This window comes from Sphingomonas flavalba, assembly GCF_047553045.1.
Lineage (GTDB): Bacteria > Pseudomonadota > Alphaproteobacteria > Sphingomonadales > Sphingomonadaceae > Sphingomonas_L > Sphingomonas_L flavalba_A.
In genome coordinates, this window is the sequence record NZ_CP180208.1 from 1,799,417 (window position 1) to 1,819,233 (window position 19,817).

The 19,817-nt window shown below is 65.7% G+C and carries 22 protein-coding genes and 1 pseudogene; 6 read left to right on the forward strand and 17 right to left on the reverse strand.

Annotated elements, in window-relative coordinates; genetic code table 11:
* The 17 genes and pseudogenes from nuoF to ACMT1E_RS08675 form a co-directional block, all read right to left on the reverse strand.
* Positions 1-1,293 carry an NADH-quinone oxidoreductase subunit NuoF gene (nuoF, locus tag ACMT1E_RS08595; protein WP_414899678.1) on the reverse strand — a complete coding sequence of 431 codons (1,293 nt, stop codon included), beginning with the start codon at positions 1,291-1,293 and terminating at the stop codon, positions 1-3.
* Positions 1,293-1,442 carry a hypothetical protein gene (locus tag ACMT1E_RS08600; protein WP_414899679.1) on the reverse strand — a complete coding sequence of 50 codons (150 nt, stop codon included), beginning with the start codon at positions 1,440-1,442 and terminating at the stop codon, positions 1,293-1,295. The genes nuoF and ACMT1E_RS08600 overlap by 1 nt, the downstream gene beginning before the upstream one ends.
* Positions 1,439-2,107: a complex I 24 kDa subunit family protein gene (locus ACMT1E_RS08605; RefSeq protein ID WP_414899680.1), complete on the reverse strand. Its 669-nt coding sequence runs from the start codon at positions 2,105-2,107 to the stop codon at positions 1,439-1,441. Before ACMT1E_RS08605 ends, ACMT1E_RS08600 begins: the two co-directional genes overlap by 4 nt.
* Positions 2,107-3,342: an NADH-quinone oxidoreductase subunit D gene (locus ACMT1E_RS08610; protein WP_414899681.1), complete on the reverse strand. Its 1,236-nt coding sequence runs from the start codon at positions 3,340-3,342 to the stop codon at positions 2,107-2,109. The genes ACMT1E_RS08605 and ACMT1E_RS08610 overlap by 1 nt, the downstream gene beginning before the upstream one ends.
* Entirely contained in the window at positions 3,339-4,190 is an 852-nt protein-coding gene (locus tag ACMT1E_RS08615; protein WP_414899683.1) for an NADH-quinone oxidoreductase subunit C, read from the reverse strand. Before ACMT1E_RS08615 ends, ACMT1E_RS08610 begins: the two co-directional genes overlap by 4 nt.
* Before the next feature lie 26 nt (positions 4,191-4,216).
* Positions 4,217-4,753 (reverse strand): NuoB/complex I 20 kDa subunit family protein, encoded by a 537-nt coding sequence (locus ACMT1E_RS08620; RefSeq protein ID WP_414899685.1) that lies wholly within the window; start codon positions 4,751-4,753, stop codon positions 4,217-4,219.
* Entirely contained in the window at positions 4,744-5,121 is a 378-nt protein-coding gene (ndhC, locus tag ACMT1E_RS08625; protein ID WP_414899687.1) for an NADH-quinone oxidoreductase subunit A, read from the reverse strand. The genes ACMT1E_RS08620 and ndhC overlap by 10 nt, the downstream gene beginning before the upstream one ends.
* 152 nt (positions 5,122-5,273) lie before the next feature.
* Complete coding sequence (locus tag ACMT1E_RS08630) at positions 5,274-6,089, reverse strand: inositol monophosphatase family protein (protein ID WP_414899688.1); 816 nt, start codon at positions 6,087-6,089, stop codon at positions 5,274-5,276.
* 4 nt (positions 6,090-6,093) lie between these two features.
* The gene (gene efp / locus ACMT1E_RS08635) at positions 6,094-6,657 is read right to left on the reverse strand and encodes an elongation factor P (protein WP_414899689.1); all 564 of its coding nucleotides are present in this window, start codon (positions 6,655-6,657) and stop codon (positions 6,094-6,096) included.
* A gap of 35 nt (positions 6,658-6,692) precedes the next feature.
* The gene (gene thiE / locus ACMT1E_RS08640; protein WP_414899690.1) at positions 6,693-7,397 is read right to left on the reverse strand and encodes a thiamine phosphate synthase; all 705 of its coding nucleotides are present in this window, start codon (positions 7,395-7,397) and stop codon (positions 6,693-6,695) included.
* A gap of 27 nt (positions 7,398-7,424) precedes the next feature.
* Positions 7,425-8,090 (reverse strand): O-methyltransferase, encoded by a 666-nt coding sequence (locus ACMT1E_RS08645; protein WP_414899691.1) that lies wholly within the window; start codon positions 8,088-8,090, stop codon positions 7,425-7,427.
* Between the two features lie 2 nt (positions 8,091-8,092).
* Positions 8,093-9,001, reverse strand: coding sequence for a class I fructose-bisphosphate aldolase (locus tag ACMT1E_RS08650; RefSeq protein ID WP_414899693.1), 909 nt, complete (start codon positions 8,999-9,001; stop codon positions 8,093-8,095).
* Between the two features lie 104 nt (positions 9,002-9,105).
* Positions 9,106-9,866 (reverse strand): annotated as a pseudogene (locus ACMT1E_RS08655) (IS5 family transposase).
* Between the two features lie 150 nt (positions 9,867-10,016).
* Positions 10,017-10,478, reverse strand: a complete 462-nt coding sequence (locus tag ACMT1E_RS08660; protein WP_414899694.1) for a c-type cytochrome — start codon at positions 10,476-10,478, stop codon at positions 10,017-10,019.
* Complete coding sequence (locus tag ACMT1E_RS08665; protein ID WP_414899695.1) at positions 10,475-11,746, reverse strand: alpha-hydroxy acid oxidase; 1,272 nt, start codon at positions 11,744-11,746, stop codon at positions 10,475-10,477. Before ACMT1E_RS08665 ends, ACMT1E_RS08660 begins: the two co-directional genes overlap by 4 nt.
* Positions 11,747-11,792: 46 nt before the next feature.
* Positions 11,793-13,043 carry an alpha-hydroxy acid oxidase gene (locus ACMT1E_RS08670; RefSeq protein WP_414899696.1) on the reverse strand — a complete coding sequence of 417 codons (1,251 nt, stop codon included), beginning with the start codon at positions 13,041-13,043 and terminating at the stop codon, positions 11,793-11,795.
* 35 nt (positions 13,044-13,078) lie between these two features.
* Positions 13,079-14,494: an MFS transporter gene (locus ACMT1E_RS08675; RefSeq protein WP_414899697.1), complete on the reverse strand. Its 1,416-nt coding sequence runs from the start codon at positions 14,492-14,494 to the stop codon at positions 13,079-13,081.
* A gap of 320 nt (positions 14,495-14,814) precedes the next feature.
* Here ACMT1E_RS08675 and ACMT1E_RS08680 point away from each other — a divergent pair, with 320 nt between their 5' ends.
* From ACMT1E_RS08680 to ACMT1E_RS08705, 6 genes are all read left to right on the forward strand, one after another.
* A complete protein-coding gene (locus ACMT1E_RS08680; RefSeq protein WP_414899698.1) occupies positions 14,815-15,495 on the forward strand; it encodes a DUF2848 domain-containing protein in 681 nt (226 codons plus the stop codon).
* Complete coding sequence (locus ACMT1E_RS08685) at positions 15,492-16,790, forward strand: amidase (protein WP_414899699.1); 1,299 nt, start codon at positions 15,492-15,494, stop codon at positions 16,788-16,790. The genes ACMT1E_RS08680 and ACMT1E_RS08685 overlap by 4 nt, the downstream gene beginning before the upstream one ends.
* Before the next feature lies 1 nt (position 16,791).
* Positions 16,792-17,181, forward strand: a complete 390-nt coding sequence (locus ACMT1E_RS08690; RefSeq protein WP_414899701.1) for a cupin — start codon at positions 16,792-16,794, stop codon at positions 17,179-17,181.
* Positions 17,182-17,244: 63 nt separating this feature from the next.
* Positions 17,245-17,769, forward strand: coding sequence for a MarR family winged helix-turn-helix transcriptional regulator (locus ACMT1E_RS08695; protein WP_414899702.1), 525 nt, complete (start codon positions 17,245-17,247; stop codon positions 17,767-17,769).
* A gap of 14 nt (positions 17,770-17,783) precedes the next feature.
* Positions 17,784-18,272 (forward strand): flavin reductase family protein, encoded by a 489-nt coding sequence (locus ACMT1E_RS08700; protein WP_414899703.1) that lies wholly within the window; start codon positions 17,784-17,786, stop codon positions 18,270-18,272.
* Positions 18,273-18,294: 22 nt separating this feature from the next.
* Positions 18,295-19,779 carry a 4-hydroxyphenylacetate 3-hydroxylase family protein gene (locus tag ACMT1E_RS08705; RefSeq protein WP_414899704.1) on the forward strand — a complete coding sequence of 495 codons (1,485 nt, stop codon included), beginning with the start codon at positions 18,295-18,297 and terminating at the stop codon, positions 19,777-19,779.
* Positions 19,780-19,817 lie beyond the last annotated feature (38 nt).

Consider the following 19,817-nt stretch of genomic DNA (forward strand, 5'->3'; position numbering starts at 1 on the left):
CTACTCCGCAGCCATCGGCATTGCGCCGTCACGTTCGTTGATCCGCCGCTCCAGCTCCGGCCGGAAATGGCGGATCAGGCCCTGGATCGGCCACGCCGCCGCGTCGCCGAGCGCGCAGATGGTGTGGCCCTCGATCTGCTTGGTCACCTCATAGAGCGTGTCGATCTCGGAAATATCGGCATTGCCTTCGCGCAGCCGCTCCATCACCCGCCACATCCAGCCGGTGCCCTCGCGGCACGGGGTGCACTGGCCGCAGCTCTCGTGGCGGTAGAAATAGCTGATCCGGCTGATCGCGCGGACAATGTCGGTCGACTTGTCCATGACGATCACCGCCGCCGTGCCAAGGCCACTGCCGAGCGCCTTCAGCCCGTCGAAATCCATCGGCGCATCCATGATCTGCGCCGCCGGCACCAGCGGCACCGATGATCCACCGGGGATAACCGCCAGCAGGTTGTCCCAGCCGCCGCGCACCCCGCCCGCGTGGCGTTCGATCAGCTCGCGGAACGGGATCGACATCGCCTCTTCGACAACGCAGGGCCGGTTCACATGGCCGGAAATCTGGAACAGCTTGGTTCCGGCGTTGTTTTCGTTGCCGAACCCCTTGAACCACGCCGCCCCGCGCCGCAAAATCGTCGGGCCAACCGCGATGCTCTCGACATTGTTGACCGTCGTCGGGCAGCCGTAGAGGCCAGCGCCGGCCGGGAATGGCGGCTTGAGCCTCGGCTGCCCCTTCTTGCCCTCCAGGCTTTCGAGCAGCGCGGTTTCTTCGCCGCAGATATAGGCGCCGGCGCCCCGGTGGACGAACACGTCGAAATCATAGCCGGAACCGCTGGCGTTCTTGCCGATCAGTCCGGCGGCATAGGCTTCCGCCACCGCCGCGAACAGCACCTCGGCCTCGCGGATGAACTCGCCGCGGATGTAGATGTAGGCGGCACGCGCCCGCATCGCATAGCCGGCGATCAGCGCACCTTCGATCAGTTTGTGCGGATCGTGGCGAATGATCTCGCGGTCCTTGCACGATCCCGGCTCGGATTCATCGGCGTTGATGACCAGGAAGCTCGGCTTTCCGGCACGCGGCTCCTTGGGCATGAAGCTCCACTTCATGCCGGTCGGGAAACCGGCACCGCCGCGCCCGCGCAGGCCCGATGCCTTGATCTCTTCGATGATCGCGTCCTGGCCGCGCGCCATCAGCGCCTTGGTGTTGTCCCAGTCGCCACGCTTGCGCGCCGCGTCGAGATTCCACGGCTGGAACCCGTAGACATTGGTGAAGATGCGGTCCTTGTCGGCAAGCATCAGCGCCTACTCCCGATCAGCTTCTCGGCAAGGAAATAGGCGACAACCGCCAGTACCAGCCCGATCGCGACCGCGATCAGCCAGAACACCGCCTTCAGCAGCAATACAAAGACGATCAGCCCGACGACGATGGCAAGCAGCGCGCTCATGCCCATTCCCCGCGGTAATCGTGATTTTCCGTCGCCATCTGCGCCAACGTGGTCGGCCCGCCTTCCGGGCAACTCGTCTGGCGGCCGATCTGCGACAGCGTCTTCGGCGTCTCGCCCCGCGCCAGCGCGTCGAGCACCGCCAGCGTGCTCTCGTAGGTCAGGTCCTCGTAATTGTCGTCGTTGATCTGAACGACCGGCGCGTTGGCGCAGGCACCAATGCACTCGACCTCGTGCAGGGTGAACAGCCCGTCGGCGGAGGTGCCGCCCTTGGTCATCCCCCGGTCCCGGCACGCGCGCAGCACATCGTCGGACCCGCGCAGCATGCACGGCGTCGTGCCACAAACCTGAACGTGGAAACGGCCGACCGGCGCCAGATTGAACATCGTGTAGAAGGTGACGACCTCGTACACCCGCATATAGGCCATATCGAGCTGGGCGGCGATATACTCGATCACCGGCACCGGCAGCCAGCCCTGGGTGCTGGTCTCTGCGCCGACCTGACGCTGGGCCAGGTCGAGCAACGGCAGCACCGCCGATTGCTGGCGCCCCGGCGGATAGCGACCGATGATCTCCTTGACCTTCGCGGCATTCGCCTTGGTCCAGGCGAACGCGCCCCAGCGCGCGCGGACCTCGGCCTCGTCAGGGATGTGCGGTGCGTCGGCCATCAGCGGTCAACCTCCCCGAACACGACGTCGATCGCGGACAGGACGGCGGTGGTATCGGCGAGCATGTGGCCCTTCATCATCATGTCCATCGCCTGCAAGTGCGAGAAACCGGTGACGCGGATCTTGCAGCGATACGGCTTGTTGGTGCCGTCGGCGACCAGATAAACGCCGAACTCGCCCTTCGGGCTTTCGGTCGCGACATAGACCTCGCCCGCCGGCACGTGGAAGCCCTCGGTATACAGCTTGAAATGGTGGATCAGCGCCTCCATCGAGCGCTTCATCTCACCGCGCTTGGGCGGCACCACCTTACGGTCGAGGCTGGCGATCGGCCCGTCAGGCATTTCCGCCAGGCACTGCTTGATGATCCGCGCCGACTGGCGGACCTCTTCGCAGCGAACCATGAAACGGTCGTAGCAATCGCCGTTGGTGCCGACCGGAATGTCGAACTTCATCCGGTCATAGACGTCATAGGGCTGCGACCGGCGCAGGTCCCACGGCAGGCCGGCCGCGCGGATCATCGGGCCGGAAAAGCCCCATTTCAGCGCATCCTCACGCGAAACCACCCCGATGTCGACGTTGCGCTGCTTGAAAATACGGTTGTCGGCGACCAGCGAAACCGCATCCTCAAACAGCCCGAACAGCCGGCTGTCGATCCAGTCACCAATGTCGGCGAGCAGCTTCAGCGGCGCGTCCTGATGGACACCGCCGGGGCGGAACCATGCCGCGTGCATCCGCGCGCCCGACGCCCGCTCGAAGAACTGCATGCAGTCCTCGCGCAACTCGAAGAACCACAGGTTCGGCGTCATCGCGCCGACATCCATCACGTGCGCGCCAAGGTTCAGCGTGTGGTTGCAGATGCGGGTCAGCTCGGCGAACAGCACGCGCAGATATTGCGCGCGCAGTGGCACCTCCAGATCGAGCAGCTTCTCGATCGCCAGCACATAACTGTGTTCCATGGCGAGCGGCGAGCAATAGTCGAGCCGGTCGAAATAGGGCAGCGCCTGCAGATAGGTCTTGTACTCGATCAGCTTTTCGGTGCCGCGGTGGAGCAGGCCGACATGCGGGTCGACCCGCTCGACCGTCTCGCCGTCCAGTTCCATCACCAGGCGCAGCACGCCGTGCGCCGCCGGGTGCTGCGGCCCGAAATTGATCGTGTAGTTCTGAATCGCGAGGTCGCCGACGGTCGGCTTCTCCGCGTCGGTCACCCCTTCCAGCTCGTCGAGATACTCGGTCATGCCTCGCCCTTCGGCTTGCGGGCGCGTGGCGCCTTCGGCTTGGCCTTCGCGGCGCCATCCGCCTTCGGCTTCACCGTTAGCGCTTTCGGCTTCGGCTCGGCCGTCGGCTCGGCCTTGCCGACACCGGTCTGCGCCGGGCTCTCGGTCGTTTTCGGCGTCGCCACCGGCGTTTCGGCCGGCGCCGCGGCCACTGCCCTGGCAATAGGTGCGCGGGCAATCTCCGCCGCGGTCAGCGGAGTCGGCGCGCCCTTCGCCTCCGGCTGCGCCTTCTCGTCGCCGGGCAGCATATATTCCGCGCCTTCCCAGGGGCTGGTGAAGTCGAAACTGCGGAAATCCTGCGCCAGCTTGACCGGCTCGTAAACGACGCGCTTGCGCTCTTCCGAATAGCGCAGCTCGACATAGCCGGTCAGCGGAAAATCCTTGCGCTGCGGATGCCCACGAAAGCCATAATCGGTCAGGATGCGCCGCAGGTCGGCATTGCCGGAAAACAGCACGCCGTACATGTCGTAAACTTCACGCTCCAGCCAGCCGGCGACCGGCCACAGCGCGGTCACGCTTGGCACTGGCGCCTCGTCGTCGGTCCGCACGGTCACCCGCAGCCGGTGGTTCCGGGTGACGGACAGCAGATGATAGACGACGTCGAACCGCTCCTCCCGCTCGGGATAGTCGACCCCGGCAATCTCCATCAACTGCTGGTACTGCAGCGCCGGGTCGTCGCGCAGCGCGGTCATCACGGCGACCAGCGCCTCGCGGCGAACAAGCAGGGTCACCTCGCCCACCCGATCCCACGCGTCGATCAGCGCATCGCCGATCGCGGCGCGGGCGGCGTCGATAACGCCGTCGTTCACGGCATATTTCGGGGCTGGGCTAAGGCTCACCGTTCGACCGTCCCGATCCGGCGGATCTTCCGCTGCAACTGCATGATGCCGTACAGCAGCGCCTCGGCGGTCGGCGGGCAACCGGGCACGTAGATGTCGACCGGCACGATCCGGTCGCAACCGCGCACCACCGAATAGCTATAATGGTAATAGCCGCCACCGTTGGCGCAGCTCCCCATCGAAATCACGTATTTCGGCTCCGACATCTGGTCGTAGACGCGGCGCAGCGCCGGCGCCATCTTGTTGCATAGCGTGCCGGCGACGATCATCACGTCGCTCTGCCGCGGCGAAGCGCGCGGGGCGGCGCCGAACCGCTCCAGGTCGTAACGCGGCATGTTGACGTGGATCATCTCGACCGCGCAGCACGCCAGCCCGAACGTCATCCACCACAGCGACCCGGTCCGCGCCCACTGGAACAGGTCCTCGGTCGACGCGACCAGAAAACCCTTGTCGCTCAATTCGCCGTTCAGGTCGTTGAAAAAGGCGGGATCAGGCGCCGTACCGGGCGGCGGCGGAGAGAGTTCTACTCCCATTCCAGCGCTCCCTTTTTCCATACATAGATATAACCGATGATCAGTTCTGCGAGGAACACCATCATCGCCGCCCAGCCAACCCAGCCGATCTCGCCGAGCGATACCGCCCATGGGAACAGGAAGGCCGCCTCAAGGTCGAAGATGATGAACAGAATCGCGACCAGATAGAAGCGCACGTCGAACTGCCCGCGCGAATCCTCGAAGGCCGGAAAGCCGCATTCATACTCGCTCAGCTTGTCGGGGTGGGGCTGGTGCGCGCCGGTCATGCGGGCGACCACCATCGGCAGGAAAACGAACACTGCCGACAGGACGAGCGCGACGCCCAGAAACAGCAATATCGGCAGATAACCCGCGGCGACCGTCGCCATGCGCATGCTCCGACTACTAACCGGAAAACCCGGCCTTGGCGGCGGCTTCTAGGCCCCCCGCACCGGGGAGGCAAGGCTTGCGGGGTTGAGAATGAATCGCAAAAATAGCCAAGGTGCAGAACCGCATGGCGCGGCCCGTCCGCCCCCGCAACTCAGCCGCGCAGGGCGCCCGCGACCAGCTTGTGCAGACGCGAATGCAGCGCGTCGTTGACCGCCAGGAATTCGTTGCGTTCCAGCATCCGGTCGCCGCCGCGGAAGTCGGTGACAAAGCCACCCGCCTCGCGCACCAGCAATATGCCGGCGGCCACGTCCCAGGGCGACAGGTCGCTTTCCCAGTAGCCGTCAAATCGGCCGGCGGCGACCCAGGCCAGATCGAGCGATGCCGCCCCCATCCGGCGGATGCCCGCCACCTCCGGCGCGACCGCGCCAAAGATGCGCGACCACTGGGCAAAATCACCGTGCCCCTTGAACGGAATACCGGTGGCGATCAGCGAATCCGCCAGTTCGCGCCGGGCGGACACCCGCAACCGGGCATCCTGCAGCCAGGCGCCCCTGCCCTTTTCCGCCCAAAAGCTCTCATCGGTCAGTGGTTGGTAGACAAGCGCGTTGGTCACTTCGCCGCGCCCATTCGGACGGGGTTCCTCGACCGCGATCGAAATCGCGAAATGCGGCACGCCGTGCAGAAAATTGCTGGTGCCGTCTAACGGATCGACGATCCAGCGCGGCTTGGTCGGGTCGCCGGCGATCTCACCGCCTTCTTCCATCAGGAAGCCCCAGTCGGGCCGCGCCTTCTGCAGCTCCTCATACAACGTGCGCTCGGCCCGCCTGTCGGCCATCGACACGAAATCGGCAGGCCCCTTGCGGCTGACCTGAAGGTGCGCGACTTCGTTGAAGTCGCGGCGCAGACGCGGCGCGGCCTTGCGCGCCGCGCGCTCCATGACGGTCAGCAGGCCGGAATGCGATACCATCGGATCAGTCGGCGCGCTTGACGTAGGTCTTTTCGTACACGTCGACGACGATACGCGTGCCCGACGAGATGTGCGGCGGCACCATCACGCGAACGCCGTTGTCGAGCACCGCCGGCTTGTAGCTGGACGAGGCGGTCTGCCCCTTCACCACCGCGTCGGCCTCGACGATCGTCGCTTCGATCGTGTCGGGCAACTGCACCGAAATTGGCCGCTCCTCGTACAGTTCCAGAACGACTTCCATACCGTCCTGCAGGAAAGCGACTTCATCGCCCAGCATGTCGGCGGACAGGGTGATCTGCTCGTACGAGTCCTTGTCCATGAAGGTCAGCGCGTCGCCGTCGCGGAACAGGAACTGGAAATCCTTGGTGTCGAGCCGGACCTTCTCCAGCGTTTCCGCCGAACGGAACCTGACGTTGGTCTTGCGACCATCGATCAGGTTCTTCATCTCGACCTGCATATAGGCGCCGCCCTTGCCGGGCTGGGTGTGCTGGATCTTCACCGCCCGCCACAAGCCGTTTTCATATTCGAGGATGTTGCCGGGACGAACGTCCACGCCGCTGATCTTCATAGGTGTCTCGCTATATCGAAAGGCAGGCGCGGCCCTTAGCGCGTAGGCGGGTTTCCGGCAAGCGCGGCTCCAAAAGCCCGCACCGCCGCCGCCTCGCCTTCCGCCGCGCTCCACACCGCACCGGACACGGCGACGAAATCGGCGCCCGCCGCGGCCAGCACCCCGGCATTGGCCGGGGTAATGCCGCCGATCGCGACGCACGGCAGCTCGAACAGCGTGCTCCACCAACCGAGCAGCGCCGGCTCGGCATAGTGGCTGACCTGCTTGGTCGCCGTCGGGTAGAAACTGCCGAACGCAACATAATCCGCGCCCGCCTCCCCCGCTTCCATCGCCAGATGGCGGCTGGCGTGGCAGGTGACGCCGATCTGCACCTTCGGGCCAAGCCGGGCGCGCGCGTCACGGGCATCGCCGTCCTCCTGCCCCAGGTGGACGCCGTCCGCGCCAAGTCGCTGGGCCAGTCCGATGCTGTCGTTGATGATGAACGCAACGCCGTGGTCGGCGCAGATGCGCTGCAGCGGCTCCGCCGCGCGCGCGATTGCATGATCGTCGACACCCTTCAGCCGCAGCTGAAACGCCGCGACTGGCCCCGCGCCCAGCGCCCGCGCCAGCCGCTCCGCGAAGCTGGCGTCAACCGCCGGCGGAGAGATCAGATAAAGCTGGCACGGCGGCCGGCCGGGGTCGCGTTCGAAGCGGGCGGCGAAATCGGGGTCGAGCGGCAGGGCGTCATCGTCAATATCCATGGCCGCGCTCTAGAACATGGCGACGGCTCAGTCGACGACTGCGATCGCCAGTCCGTCCCAGCCTTTCAGTCCAACGGTTTGCAGGGCCGTTGCATCCAGCCGCGGCTCGGCGGCGATCAGGTCGAACACCGCGCGGCTGCCCAACACCATCGGATCGCTGCTGCCGAAATCTGCGACACGCCCTTTGCGGACGACATTGTCGACGACAATCACCGTTCCGGGCCGCGACAGCGCCAGCGCCTGACGGACATAGTGGGCGTTATTCTCCTTGTCGGCGTCGATGAACACCAGGTCGAACGGACCTTCGCCGGCCGCGACCATCGCCGCCAGCGTATCGCGCGCGGGAGCGACGCGGATATCGACCCGATCACCGACCCCGACGCGATCGACATTGGCGCGGGCGACGGCGGCGTGGCGCGGGTCGATTTCCAGCGACACCATCGCCCCACCCTCGGCAAGCCCGCGCGCCAGCCAGATCGTCGAATAGCCGCCCAGCGTGCCGACCTCCAGAATGCGGCGGGCGCCGACGATCCGGGCGAGAAGGTGGAGGAACTTGCCCTGTGCCGGCGACACGTCGATCGCCGGCAACCCGGCCGCCGCGTTCGCGGCCAGCGCCGCGTCAAGCGCGGGATCGGACGGCAACAGGCGGTCGGCGATATAGGCGTCGACCGCCGTCCAGGGCTCCTCCGCCAACGTCACTCCTCGTTCTTGTAGATCCGCACCAGCTTGTCGAGCATCGCCAGCGCCTCGGACCGCTCGCGCTGGAACGTATTGCGGCCGATGATCGATCCGTTGCCGCCGCCGTCGCGGATGTCGCGCGCATCCTGGTAGACCGCGTCGGCACCCTTGGCCGCGCCGCCGGAAAAGACGACGATCCGCCGCCCGTCGAAGCAGGCCTTGACGACGTGCGCGACACGCTTCGCCTGGGTCGACCAGTCGCCGCCCTCATAGGCCTTCTGCGCGTCTTTCTGCTCGATATGGTCGCTCGGCAGCTTGACCTTGATGATGTGCGCGCCAAGCAGCGCCGCCATGTGCGCGGCATAGGCACCGACGTCCAGCGCCAACTCGCCCGACTTGGGCAACGCCCCACCGCGCGGGTAGGACCAGATGACGGTGGCCAGGCCGACCGCCTTCGCCTCCGCCGACAACTCCCTGATCTCTTCCATCATGTCGAAACAGTCGTCGGAACCGGGATAGATGGTGAAGCCGATCGCCGAGCAGCCCAAGCGAAGCGCATCGTCGACGCCCGCCGTCACCGCCTGATTGGCGCCGGTCGCCCAGCTGTTGGAACTGTTGACCTTCAGGATCGTCGGAATCTGCCCGGCAAAGCTCGCCGCGCCCGCTTCCAACATGCCCAGCGGCGCCGCATAGGCGGAAAGCCCGGCATCGACAGCGATCTGATAGTGATAATGTGGGTCGTAAGCTGGCGCATTGACCGCGAAGCTCCGCGCCGGCCCGTGCTCGAACCCCTGATCGACCGGCAGGATGATCAGCTTGCCAGTCCCGCCCAACCGGCCATGCATCAGGATACGGGCCAGATTGGACTTCACACCCGGATTGTCGGACTCATAATTGGCGAGAATGGCCTTAACGGTCGGCGTCATCACGGTCCCCTTCAAAGATACCAACATGCGTGGCGACCTGTTAGCCGCGCCGCCTGAAAGCCGCAATGTCGGGAACGGCCCGGTAACTATACTAGGTTGATGACTCAATGGGGCCACTCGGAGACGACGGCGACGAGCGCGATGGCGGCGAGATAGTTTTGGGCGTGTCGGTCATATCGGGTGGCGATGCGTCGCCAGTTGTTGAGCCTGCCGAAGAGGCGCTCGATGACATTTCTTCGCCGGTATGCCCGTCGATCGAGAGGATATGGCGTCCGGCGCGCGGCGGTTGAGGGGATGACAGCCTTGACCGGCCGTTCCGCGAGCCAGTTACGCAGACTGTCGGCGTCATAGGCTTTATCGGCAAGCAGGCGCTTTGGCGGCACCACCGAGGCGAGCAGCGGGATGGCGATGCTGATGTCGGCGATATTGCCCGGTGTCAGGGTGATGGCGACCGGTCTGCCGCGATCGTCGGCCAGGCAATGGACCTTGCATGTCCTGCCGCCGCGCGAGCGCCCGATCGCTTCTTCAAACTCCCCCTTTTTAAGCCCGCCGCCGAGCGGTGTGCTTTGACGTGGCTGCTGTCGATCGACAGTTCCTTCGGCACTGGACCTGACGCGGCAATCTTCTCGAACAGCCGCTGCCAGATACGGCGCTGCGACCAGCGGTTATAGCGATTGTAGATCGTGGTGGGCGGCCCATAAGCTGCCGGAACATCGCGCCACCGGCACCCCGTCTTGAGGACATGCAATATACCGGAAATCACTGTCCGGTCATCGACACGCGGCTTGCCTGCCTTGCCGTGGGGAAGGTGCGGCTCAATCGCCGACCATGCTTCATCCGATAGCCAGAACAGATGACGTGACATACCCACTCCCGCACAAACCAAAAGAAGATGAATATTTATCACAAAATATCAAAGGTATATATAGGTTCTTAACCTGGCTACATCGCGCACCATTTCCCCACGGCCAGAACCGGTGACCAGCCCTTGCCGGCCCGGCGGGACGATGCCGGATCAGTCGAAAACGATCGAATCCAGCTCGGCCGGATCGGTCACTTCCTGCCTGCCGGCGGGAAGTTCGTTGGCCTGAAGAATAGTCGCGACCATGTCGATATTGCCCTGCGGTCCCGCCTTGCCCGGCGTGTCGGGCAGCGGCGGCATCGTCGTCACGATCCTCTCGTAAAGCTGGCCAACGGTCATGCCCTGCCAGCGACCGAGAAATTCGACCCCGACAAGCGCCGGCCCCGCCACGCCGCCATTGAACATCTCGCCATGGCAGGCGGAGCATTGGCGGATATAGAGGCTCATCCCCCGTTCCGCCTGCGCTTCACTGTAAACGCCGCCGGCGACCGAACGACGCTCAGTGGGTGCCGCCGCGTCACCACCCGCCGCAGCGACAGCCGCGACACCGGCCAGAGCACCGGCGAGCACCACCAGCAACGGGGCGCCGCCCCTGCCAGGCACAAAACGGATCACAGACGATACTCCTCCCACGGCAGGCGCACCATGCTGCGTTTGATCGCAGCCAGATTGGGCGCGCCAGCGATACCCATCGATACCGTCAATTCGGCGGCGAGCAACTCCATGACCCGCTGCACGCCGATGGCACCGAACGCGGCAACGCCCCAGGCGGGTGGGCGGCCGACCATCACCGCCTTCGCCCCCAGCGCCAACGCCTTCAGCACGTCGCTGCCGCGCCGGATGCCACCGTCCAGCATCACCGGGATGCGCCCGCGCACCGCATCGACGCATTCGGGCAGTGCGACCAGCGTCGGCACCGCCCCGTCATAAGCCCGCCCGCCATGGTTGGAGACGACAATGCCGTCCGCGCCGTATTTGACGGCGGCGGCGGCATCCTCCGCGTTCAATATGCCCTTGACCACGACCGGCAGCGGCGAGGCCGCCTTCAACCAGCTAATATATTCCCAGGTCAGGCTGGGGATGACCGGGGCGAGCACCCCGGACTGGTAGTTGTGGAACTTGTTACGGATGTTGCGGTCCCGGTTCGGGGTATAGGGATGGTCGACCGTCACCCCCAGCCAGGCGGCACCGGCGTCGGTATACTGCTTCGCCCAGGTCTGGGCGAGTTGCCTGTTGCGGTGGCCGAGCTGGCAGATCCACCAGTTCGGGCACTGGTTGGCCTGCTTCAACTCATCGACGAAGGCGAGCGCGTTGGTGACGCCGTAAAACGCGTTGGCGCCATGGGCGCCGATCGCCGCCAGCCGGTCGCCGTCCGGGACCACGGTGTTCTTCGTCGTCGGATCGAGGATGATCGGATAGGCAAGCTTCTGGCCGAGGATGTCGATCGACGTATCGATCCGGCTGACGTCGACGCCGACATGCTGGCGCAGCTTGGTCAGTTCATATGCCCTGATATTGTCGGTCAGCGTGTATTCGTCTTCCGATCCGCTGCTGACATACTCGAAATGCGCGACGTCGAGGGTCCGCGCGGACACCTGCTCGATCTCGTGAATGTTGACCGGCCCCATCACCTTCATGCCGTGCTGGGGCGGGTATTGTTTACCGTTGGTCGCATCGAGGGTGAACGGCCCCGGCCCCGGTATCGTCTGCGCCACGGCATTGACGGAATAGCCGGCGGCGAGCGCGCCGAGCGCCGCCATGAACTGGCGCCGGCCTGCGCCCGATTCCTCGAATGCGCGCAGGCTGTCGAGCGCGATGCGGCCGGGGTCCTCCTCTGCCTGGGCATAGCCCCCGGTCAGCCATTTCTGAAACTGGTTGGTCATGCGAACATCTTCCCGAATAACGACATGCGTTGAACGTGGCGGCCGGTCAGCCAGGTTTGTACGCCTTCCACGCGGGGCGGATGAAACTGCGGTCGACGCCGCGCATCGTGCCGGCGCCGGACAGGGCAAGCGCGATGCGGGTTTCGCCCTCCAGCACCTCTATCACCCGCTGCACCCCTTCCTGGCCGAAGGCGGCAAGGCCCCAGAGGTAGGGGCGACCGATCATGACCGCCCGCGCGCCGAGCGCCGCCGCCTTGACGACGTCGCCGCCGCGCCGGACACCGCCGTCGACCAGGACCGGGACCTTCGGCCCGACCGCGTCTACCACTTCCGGCAAGGCGTGGAGCGTGGCGATCGCGCCGTCGAGGGTGCGGCCGCCATGGTTAGACACCGAAATCGCGTCGGCACCGGCGGCGACCGCACGCTTTGCGTCCTCGCCGGTGGTGATGCCCTTGATCACTAGCGGCAGTTTGCTGGCGGCGCGCACCCATTTCAACCAGTCCCAGTTCATCTGGGGAAAATAAGGAAAGATCATCCCCGACTGGAACTGGACGCTGCCATTATCGTCGGTGTTGTAGCGCGGCGTGTCCGACCATTGGGTTTCCCAATGGTCGCGGCTCGGCCGGTCGCGCGCACCGGTATAGGGATAGTCGAGCGAGACGCAAAGCGCGGCCGCACCCAGATCCTCGTTGGTCTTGGCCCAGCGTTCGGCATCCTCGCGCGCGTGGTAGCCAAGCGACGACGCCCACCAGACCGGCATCGTCCCCGCCTTGGTCATATCGGCGATCAGGGTGTGGCGTGGCCCGACCAGAATGGCGCCGGACTTGTGCGCGGCGAGAATGGTCAGCCGGTCGCCATCCGGGTGCATCAGCCGGCGCAGGCCGACCGGGCCGAGCAGCACCGGGTGCGGATAGGTCTTGCCGAACAATTCGACTCCGGTGTCGACCCGCGACACATCGACCATCACCTTGCGGCGCACCCAATAGTCGGCAAAGGCGGCGCGGTTGGCCTTCAGCGTCAGTTCGTCCGCCGCGCCGGCGCGGATATAATTATAGGCCAGTTCACTGATCTTGCGGCGGCCGACATCCTCGAACTCGTGCAGGTTGACGACGTTCATGATGTCCTGGGAATAGACCGGGATCGTGACCGTCTCGAACCCTTCGCGGTGGGCGGCGCGTTGGGCGTCGGCGGTGGGCGGCGCCGCCTGCGCCATGCTTGCGGCGCCGCCGGCCAGCCCGATCAACGCGCGCCGCCGTGGCGAGAAACCCGCGTCCTTTTCCCCTGATACTGCCCGCATCGCCCGGTTCCTCTCTCTTTCTTCAATCGATTTTCTCAGGCCGCCGGCCCAGTATTGGCGCGAATGTCGACCTTGTATGTCTCGCGGATCAGCCAGGCCGACAGCGCCGAAATCAGGCACATCGCCGCGACATAGGCGGAAATCGGCGCCGAACTGCCGTAGCGGGCGAACAGCGCGGTTGCGATCAGCGGCGCCAGCGCGCCGCCGACCAGCGTGCCGAGCTGATAGGCGAGCGACATGCCGGAATAGCGCACCCTGGTCGCGAAGGTTTCGGTGTAGAGCGCGGCAAGCGGCCCGAAGATCATGCCGTTCAGGAACTGGCCGACGCACAGGCCGATCGCCGCGCTGGCCAGCGTCCCGCCGGCAATGAGTGGAAAAACGGCGAACGCCCACGCGGCGAGCAGCAGCGCGCTGACGCAGATCACCCCGCGCCGCCCGTTGCGATCAGACAGCCAGGCGCCGAAGAACACCCCCGGCACCATCGTCACCGCACCGAGCAGCACCGCCGCCAACATCGTGCTGGTCGTCATCCCCACCGTCGGTCCGGTGCCGTAGGCGAGCGAGAAGGAGACCAGCAGGTAATAGGATGTCTGCATGCCGACGAATGTGCCGGCGGCGAGCAGGATCTGGCGCGGGTACTGGCGCAATGCCTGCAGCGCCGGCGACTGGCGCCGTTCCTGCGCGAGCCGGTCGGCGGCGGTCGCGCAATCGACTCCGAGCTTTGCCGCCAATGCCGCCGCCGCGTCCGCCTGGCGTGCCTGTTCCGTTTCCTGCAATTCGCGGAAGGCGGTGGTCTCCTCGAACCGCATGTGAATGAAGATGCTAAGCATGACCAGCACGACGCTGGCGATGAACGGCACCCGCCAGCCCCACGCCATGAAATCGTCCGGCGACAGCGTCGACGACGCGATCAGGAAGGCGAGATTGGCGAGGATCGTGCCGATCGGCGCGCCCGCCTGCGCGAAGCTGCCATACCATCCGCGCTGGTCGTCCGGTGCGTTTTCGAGGATGATCAGCACCGCCCCGCCCCACTGACCGCCAAGCGCGAAGCCCTGAACGAAACGCAGGGCAACAAGCAGCAACGGCGCGAGATTACCGATCGTCTGGTAGGTGGGCAGCAGGCCGATCAGCGTCGTCGCCCCGCCCATCAGCATCAGGGCGATGACAAACATCCGCTTGCGGCCGATCCGGTCGCCATAATGCCCGAACACCGCCGCCCCGACCGGGCGGGCGAAGAAGCCGACAGCGAAGGTGCTGAACGAAGCGATCAGCGCCACAAACGGCGAAACGCCTTCCGGGAAGAACACCGTTGGAAAGACGATGGCGGCGGCCGTGGCGAAGATGAAGAAGTCGTAGAATTCGATGCTGGTGCCAACGAGCGAGGTCATCGCCGTCTTGCGAAGATTATGCGCGACCGCCGCCTGATGCGAACCGCCCGTCCCACTCTCCATCCGAATCCCCCCGCGCCGGTTTCAGCTCAGTCGATCGTCGGTCGGCCCACCATGAGCCCGGCAGACGCGCATGACACCGACGCCCGTTCCACAATGGTACGACACAGGGCCGGCGACAGGATGGAACACCCTTCCGCAACGCCGGACAAGGATAGCGAAGTCTTTGTTTTTGCACCCATCCCTGTTACGCACGGCTTGGTCACCGCGTCGATTCGATGAATAGACTATCTATTTTCATTAGCTTGTCTAGTTAAGATAAGTAGCTTGCTTGCAAATCTATTCGCCGATAGATTCACGCCTTCATCGGGAGCGGGCAGGGAATGATCGAACTCATCGTGCAGGACGCCGACGGCGAAACGGCCCTGCCCTTCGTGCCCACCCAATTGGTCATCGCCGGCTGGACCGGCCGCGACGCCGCCGCACTGGAAGCGCATATCGTCGAACTGGAAGCACTGGGTATCGCCCGCCCGAAGGCGGTGCCGATCTTCTACCGCGCCGCCGCTTCGCTGCTGACCACCGCCCCCGTCGTCCAGACCGTCGGCGAAGACGCGTCAGGCGAGGTAGAGGCGGTGCTGTGGAAGCAAGGCGGCGCGCTGTATGTCGGCGTCGGGTCCGACCATACCGACCGCAAGCTGGAGGCGAGCGGTATCACCCTGTCGAAACAGCTTTGCGCCAAACCAGTATCGGCCGGCGTCTGGCGCTGGGCGGACGTCGCCGGGCATTGGGACCAGGTCATGCTGCAATCTCGGCTGCCGGCGTCTGACGCGCTTTATCAGGAAGGCGCCGCCGCCACACTGCGCCGCCCGGACGAGCTGCTTGCCCTGTACGAAGCGCGCGCCGGGGCGCTGCCCGACGGCGGCGTCATGTTCTGCGGGACGCTGGCGGTCCAGGGCGCGATCCGGTTTTCGCCCGATATGGAACTGGCACTGATCGACCCGGTGCTCGGCCGGACGCTGCGCCACCGTTACGCCGTCGACAGCCTGCCGATCGTCGAAGCATGAGCGCCCACGCCAGCCGCGCCGCAATCGACGCCGCCCTGATACGCGCCGACTGGCCAGAGGCCGAAAGCGTGTTCACCCTCCGGCTGGACAAAGAGGCGCGCGCTTTCGCCGAAGCGGCGGACGCGCGCCGGGCGGCACGGTCGCGCGCGCCGTTTCTGGGCGTACCGATCACCGTCAAAGACAATTTCGACCTGATGGGCCATCCGACCACGGCCGGGTCGCGGCTGCTGGCCGACGCGCCGCCGGCGCGACGGGACGCGGCGGTGCTGGAACGGCTGCGCCGCGCCGGTTTCATCATCATCGGCCGGACCAACATGACCGAGTTCGCCTTTTCCGGCATCGGGCTCAACCCGCATTACGGCACCCCCGCCAACCCCGCCTTTACCGGCGAACGGCGCATCCCCGGCGGGTCGTCCTCCGGCGCGGCGGTATCGGTGGCGCTGGGCATCGTCCCGGCGGCGATCGGCACCGATACAGGCGGTTCCATCCGCATTCCGGCGGCGCTGTGCGGCCTGAGCGGTTTCAAACCGACCACCAATACGGTGACGCGGGCGGGCGTGCTGCCGCTGTCGACGACGCTCGACACTGTCGGCGTCATCGCGCAGTCGGCGGCCGACTGTGCGGCGCTGTTCGACGTAATCCGCGACCGGCCGGGGCCGCCGCGTCTCCCGGTTCCGGTGCAGCGCATCCGGCTTGGCCTGGTCTGCAACTACGTGATGGACGGGATAGAGACTGCGGTCGCCGACGCCTTCGCCGACGCGGTCGAACGGATCGAGGCGGGCGGTATCGCGGTCGAACGGATCGTCCTGCCCGAACTGGACGGCATTCCGGCGATGATGCGCGAAGCGACCTTCGCATCGGCCGAATCCGCCGCCTGGCACGCCCCCTATCTGGCCGCCGGCCGCGACGATGCTTATGACCCGCGGGTGCTGACCCGCATCCGCGCCGGGGAAACGATGACCGCGCCCGCCTATGTCGCGCTGGTCGCGGCACGGGCTGCGGCGATCGAGACAATCAGCGCACAGGTCGCCGGCCTCGACGCGCTGCTGTGGCCGACGGTGCCGTTCATCGCCCCGACGATCGCCGCGCTGGCCGACGACGCCGCCTATCATGCGGCGAACCTGCTGGCGCTGCGCAATTCGACGGTCGCCAACCTGTTCGACGGCTGCGCCATATCCATCCCCTGCCCCGGCGACGGGCCACCGGTTGGTCTGACCCTGGCTGCGCTATCCGGCCGCGACGACCAGTTGCTCGGCATTTCCATCACCGTGCAGACCGTGTTGAAAGGAGCCTGACTTGGCCATTCCCAAGGCCCATCTCGAATTCCACCCGATCGCGATGGACGATGACGGCTGGCAGTTGCCGGAAGGCTATCCGCCCGGAACCGGGGTCGACGAGAAGATCCTGTCCGGCAGGCTCGATTCTGCCGCTAAGCGGGGCAGCCGCACCCGCCTGCTGCGTTTCCGGCCCGGCGTGTTCACCACCCAGCCGTTTGTCCACGATTACTGGGAAGAGGTGTTTCTGGTCAGCGGCGACCTGACCGTCGGCAATGATGAGAATGGCGAAGGCGGCGAACGGTTCGTCGCGCCGACCTATGCCTGTCGCCCACCGGGTGTATTCCACGGGCCGTTCAAGTCCGAAGGCGGCTGCCTGCTGCTGGAAACCCATTATTACGACCCGGCCTGATCCATCGGAAAAGTTTACAAAGCTTTCTTGGAAAGCTAATTGGATCTGCGAGGAGATTATCGAATGCCCCTTACCGTCAGCCGCCCCGAACTGCTGGTCAACGGCAGTGACGAGCTGTTCCGCCAGGTCATCCACGATGCCTTGGGTTTCAGCGCCCGGCTTCAGGAGATTCGCGGTAAGCTGGGTGAGGTCATCGGCCTGTCCGGGCCGGCCTATTCGATCCTGATCGCCATCGAATATCTCGGCAAGCGCGAGGAGATCGGCGTCAGCCGGGTCAGCGAGCATCTGCATCTGTCCGGCGCGTTCGTGACCATCGAGGTCGGCAAGCTGGCCAAGGCCGGGCTGGTCGACAAGCGCGGCCACCCGGAGGATGGGCGCCGGGTGATCCTGACCGTCACCGCCAAGGGCCATGCGCTGCTCGACACGCTGGCCGAGACCCAGCGGCCGGTCAACGACACGATCTTCGCGATGCTCGACGACAAGCAGTTCGCCGCCTTCGCCGAGATCATATCGCTGCTGGTCAACGGAACCGAGGACGCGCTGGCCCTGCTGCACCTGCTGTCCGAACAACGCCGCCGCCGGGCCTGAGCGGGAGCGGCGGGGTGACCTTCGACCAGCGGGCCTTTCGTGACGCGCTTGGCCGCTTTCCCACCGGGGTCGTCGTTGTCACCGCCCATGTCGAGGGCGGCGATCCGATCGCGCTCACCGTCAGCTCGTTCAACGCCGTTTCGCTTGAACCGCCGCTGGTGCTGTTCAGCATCAGCAAGGCGGCCGCCAGCCTGCCCGTGCTGCTCGCCGCCCCGCATTTCGGCGTCAGCGTGCTGCGTCACGACCAGAGCGAGCTTTCCAGCCGCTTCGCCGGGCGGCGCGACACAAAATGGGTCGGGCTGGAACCGACACGCGGCGTCACCGGCTGCCCATTGATCGACCCGTGCCTGGCCGCGTTCGAATGCGCGCCGCACGCGGTGCACGAGGGCGGCGACCATCTGATCATCGTCGGCCGGGTCCTGGAATTCGAAACACGGCAGGACGGCGCGCCGCTGGTCTTCTTCCGCGGCGGTTACCACGCGATCGCCGAACATGCCGCCTGACCGCCGAGGAGAGAGACAGACGATGAAAACCGGCTCCGACCATCTCGCCGCGCTCCGCGATGGCCGCACCGTCTATTTCCAGGGGAAGGAAGCCGGCGACGTCACCACCCACCCGGCCTTCCGCAACGCGGTGGCGTCGGCGGCGGCGCTCTACGATTTTCAGGCGGCCAACCCGGAATTGATGACCGTCACCAGTCCGACCAGCGGCAAACGGGTCAACCGCGCATGGGCCTTGCCGGACAGCTACGACGCGCTGGTCGCCCGCCGACAGGCGATGGAGGCGTGGGCCGGCACGCATTACGGCTTCATGGGTCGTTCCCCCGACCATGTCGCATCATGCTTCGCCGGCATGGCGATGGCGCCGGAGGTGTTCGACGCCTATGATCCGACACGCGCCGGGGCGCTGCGCGACTATTTCAGCTATGCGCGCGACAACGACCTGTTCCTGACCTACGTGATCATCAACCCGCAGGCGGACCGGTCGAAGGCGACCCACGCGCAGGCGGACGAATATCTGACCGCCGGCATCGTCGATGAGGATTCCACCGGCCTCACCCTGCGCGGTGCAAAGATGCTGGCGACCAGCAGTATCATGGCGAACGAGGTATTCGTCAGCTGCATCCAGCCGCTCGGCCCCGGCGACGAGAAATACGCCGTCTCCCTCGCCCTGCCGATGAACGCGCCGGGGCTGAAGCTGCTGTCGCGCAAATCCTACGAACTGGCGGCACCCAGCGTTTACGACAACCCGCTAGCCAGCCGCTTTGACGAGAATGACGCCGTCATCTTTTTCGACGATGTGAAGGTGCCGTGGGACCGGGTTTTCATCGCCGGCGACACCGCGATGATGATGAAGCAGTTTCACGCCACCCCGGCGCATGTGCTGCAGAATTACCAGTGCCAGGTGCGTCTTGCGGTCAAGCTGCGCTTCCTGATGGGCGTCGCCCGGCGCATCGCCGAGATTAACGGCACCATCGCCCTGCCGCCGGTCCGTGAAACGCTGGGCCAGCTTGCTGCCGAAGCGGCCATGGTCGACGGGCTGGTCCACGGCATGGAGGCGAAGGGCACGTTCCGCAACGGCTATTACATCCCCGACGCCCACCTGCTTTATTCGGCGCAGGTGCTGACCCAACAGCTTTACACGCGGATCATCGCGTCGCTGCGCAATCTGGCGGGCGGCGGACTGATCATGCTGCCGTCCGGGGTGGAGGATTTCGCCAATCCGGAGATCGCCCGGCTGATCGGCAAGACGCAGCAGTCGCCGACCGCCTCTTCCGAGGAAAGAGTGCGCTTCTTCAAACTGGCCTGGGACGCGATCGGCTCCGAATTCGCCAGCCGCCACACCCAGTATGAAATGTTCTATGCCGGTGCGGGCTTCGTGACCAAGGGCCATAGTTTCCGCACCTACGACTGGGCCGGTGCCGGCGCGATGGTCGACCGCATGCTGTCGAGCTACCCGGCCGTGGCACTCGCCGGCGCCTCTGACGATGCGGCGCCTGTGCCCGCCTGACGGCTCGCCGGCACTCACGAGGGTCGGCGGTTTCATGC

Excerpts from the sequence above, each read along its gene's own strand:
- ACMT1E_RS08680 (WP_414899698.1), top strand. The coding sequence starts at position 14,815 with ATGATCGAACTCATCGTGCAGGACGCCGACGGCGAAACGGCCCTGCCC.
- ACMT1E_RS08605 (WP_414899680.1), bottom strand. The coding sequence starts at position 2,107 with ATGGCCGACGCACCGCACATCCCTGACGAGGCCGAGGTCCGCGCGCGC.
- thiE (WP_414899690.1), bottom strand. The coding sequence starts at position 7,397 with ATGGATATTGACGATGACGCCCTGCCGCTCGACCCCGATTTCGCCGCC.
- ACMT1E_RS08600 (WP_414899679.1), bottom strand. The coding sequence starts at position 1,442 with ATGAGCGCGCTGCTTGCCATCGTCGTCGGGCTGATCGTCTTTGTATTG.
- ACMT1E_RS08695 (WP_414899702.1), top strand. The coding sequence starts at position 17,245 with ATGCCCCTTACCGTCAGCCGCCCCGAACTGCTGGTCAACGGCAGTGAC.
- ndhC (WP_414899687.1), bottom strand. The coding sequence starts at position 5,121 with ATGGCGACGGTCGCCGCGGGTTATCTGCCGATATTGCTGTTTCTGGGC.
- ACMT1E_RS08705 (WP_414899704.1), top strand. The coding sequence starts at position 18,295 with ATGAAAACCGGCTCCGACCATCTCGCCGCGCTCCGCGATGGCCGCACC.
- ACMT1E_RS08675 (WP_414899697.1), bottom strand. The coding sequence starts at position 14,494 with ATGGAGAGTGGGACGGGCGGTTCGCATCAGGCGGCGGTCGCGCATAAT.
- nuoF (WP_414899678.1), bottom strand. The coding sequence starts at position 1,293 with ATGCTTGCCGACAAGGACCGCATCTTCACCAATGTCTACGGGTTCCAG.
- ACMT1E_RS08650 (WP_414899693.1), bottom strand. The coding sequence starts at position 9,001 with ATGACGCCGACCGTTAAGGCCATTCTCGCCAATTATGAGTCCGACAAT.
- ACMT1E_RS08610 (WP_414899681.1), bottom strand. The coding sequence starts at position 3,342 with ATGACCGAGTATCTCGACGAGCTGGAAGGGGTGACCGACGCGGAGAAG.
- ACMT1E_RS08620 (WP_414899685.1), bottom strand. The coding sequence starts at position 4,753 with ATGGGAGTAGAACTCTCTCCGCCGCCGCCCGGTACGGCGCCTGATCCC.
- ACMT1E_RS08630 (WP_414899688.1), bottom strand. The coding sequence starts at position 6,089 with ATGGTATCGCATTCCGGCCTGCTGACCGTCATGGAGCGCGCGGCGCGC.
- efp (WP_414899689.1), bottom strand. The coding sequence starts at position 6,657 with ATGAAGATCAGCGGCGTGGACGTTCGTCCCGGCAACATCCTCGAATAT.
- ACMT1E_RS08685 (WP_414899699.1), top strand. The coding sequence starts at position 15,492 with ATGAGCGCCCACGCCAGCCGCGCCGCAATCGACGCCGCCCTGATACGC.
- ACMT1E_RS08665 (WP_414899695.1), bottom strand. The coding sequence starts at position 11,746 with ATGACCAACCAGTTTCAGAAATGGCTGACCGGGGGCTATGCCCAGGCA.
- ACMT1E_RS08670 (WP_414899696.1), bottom strand. The coding sequence starts at position 13,043 with ATGCGGGCAGTATCAGGGGAAAAGGACGCGGGTTTCTCGCCACGGCGG.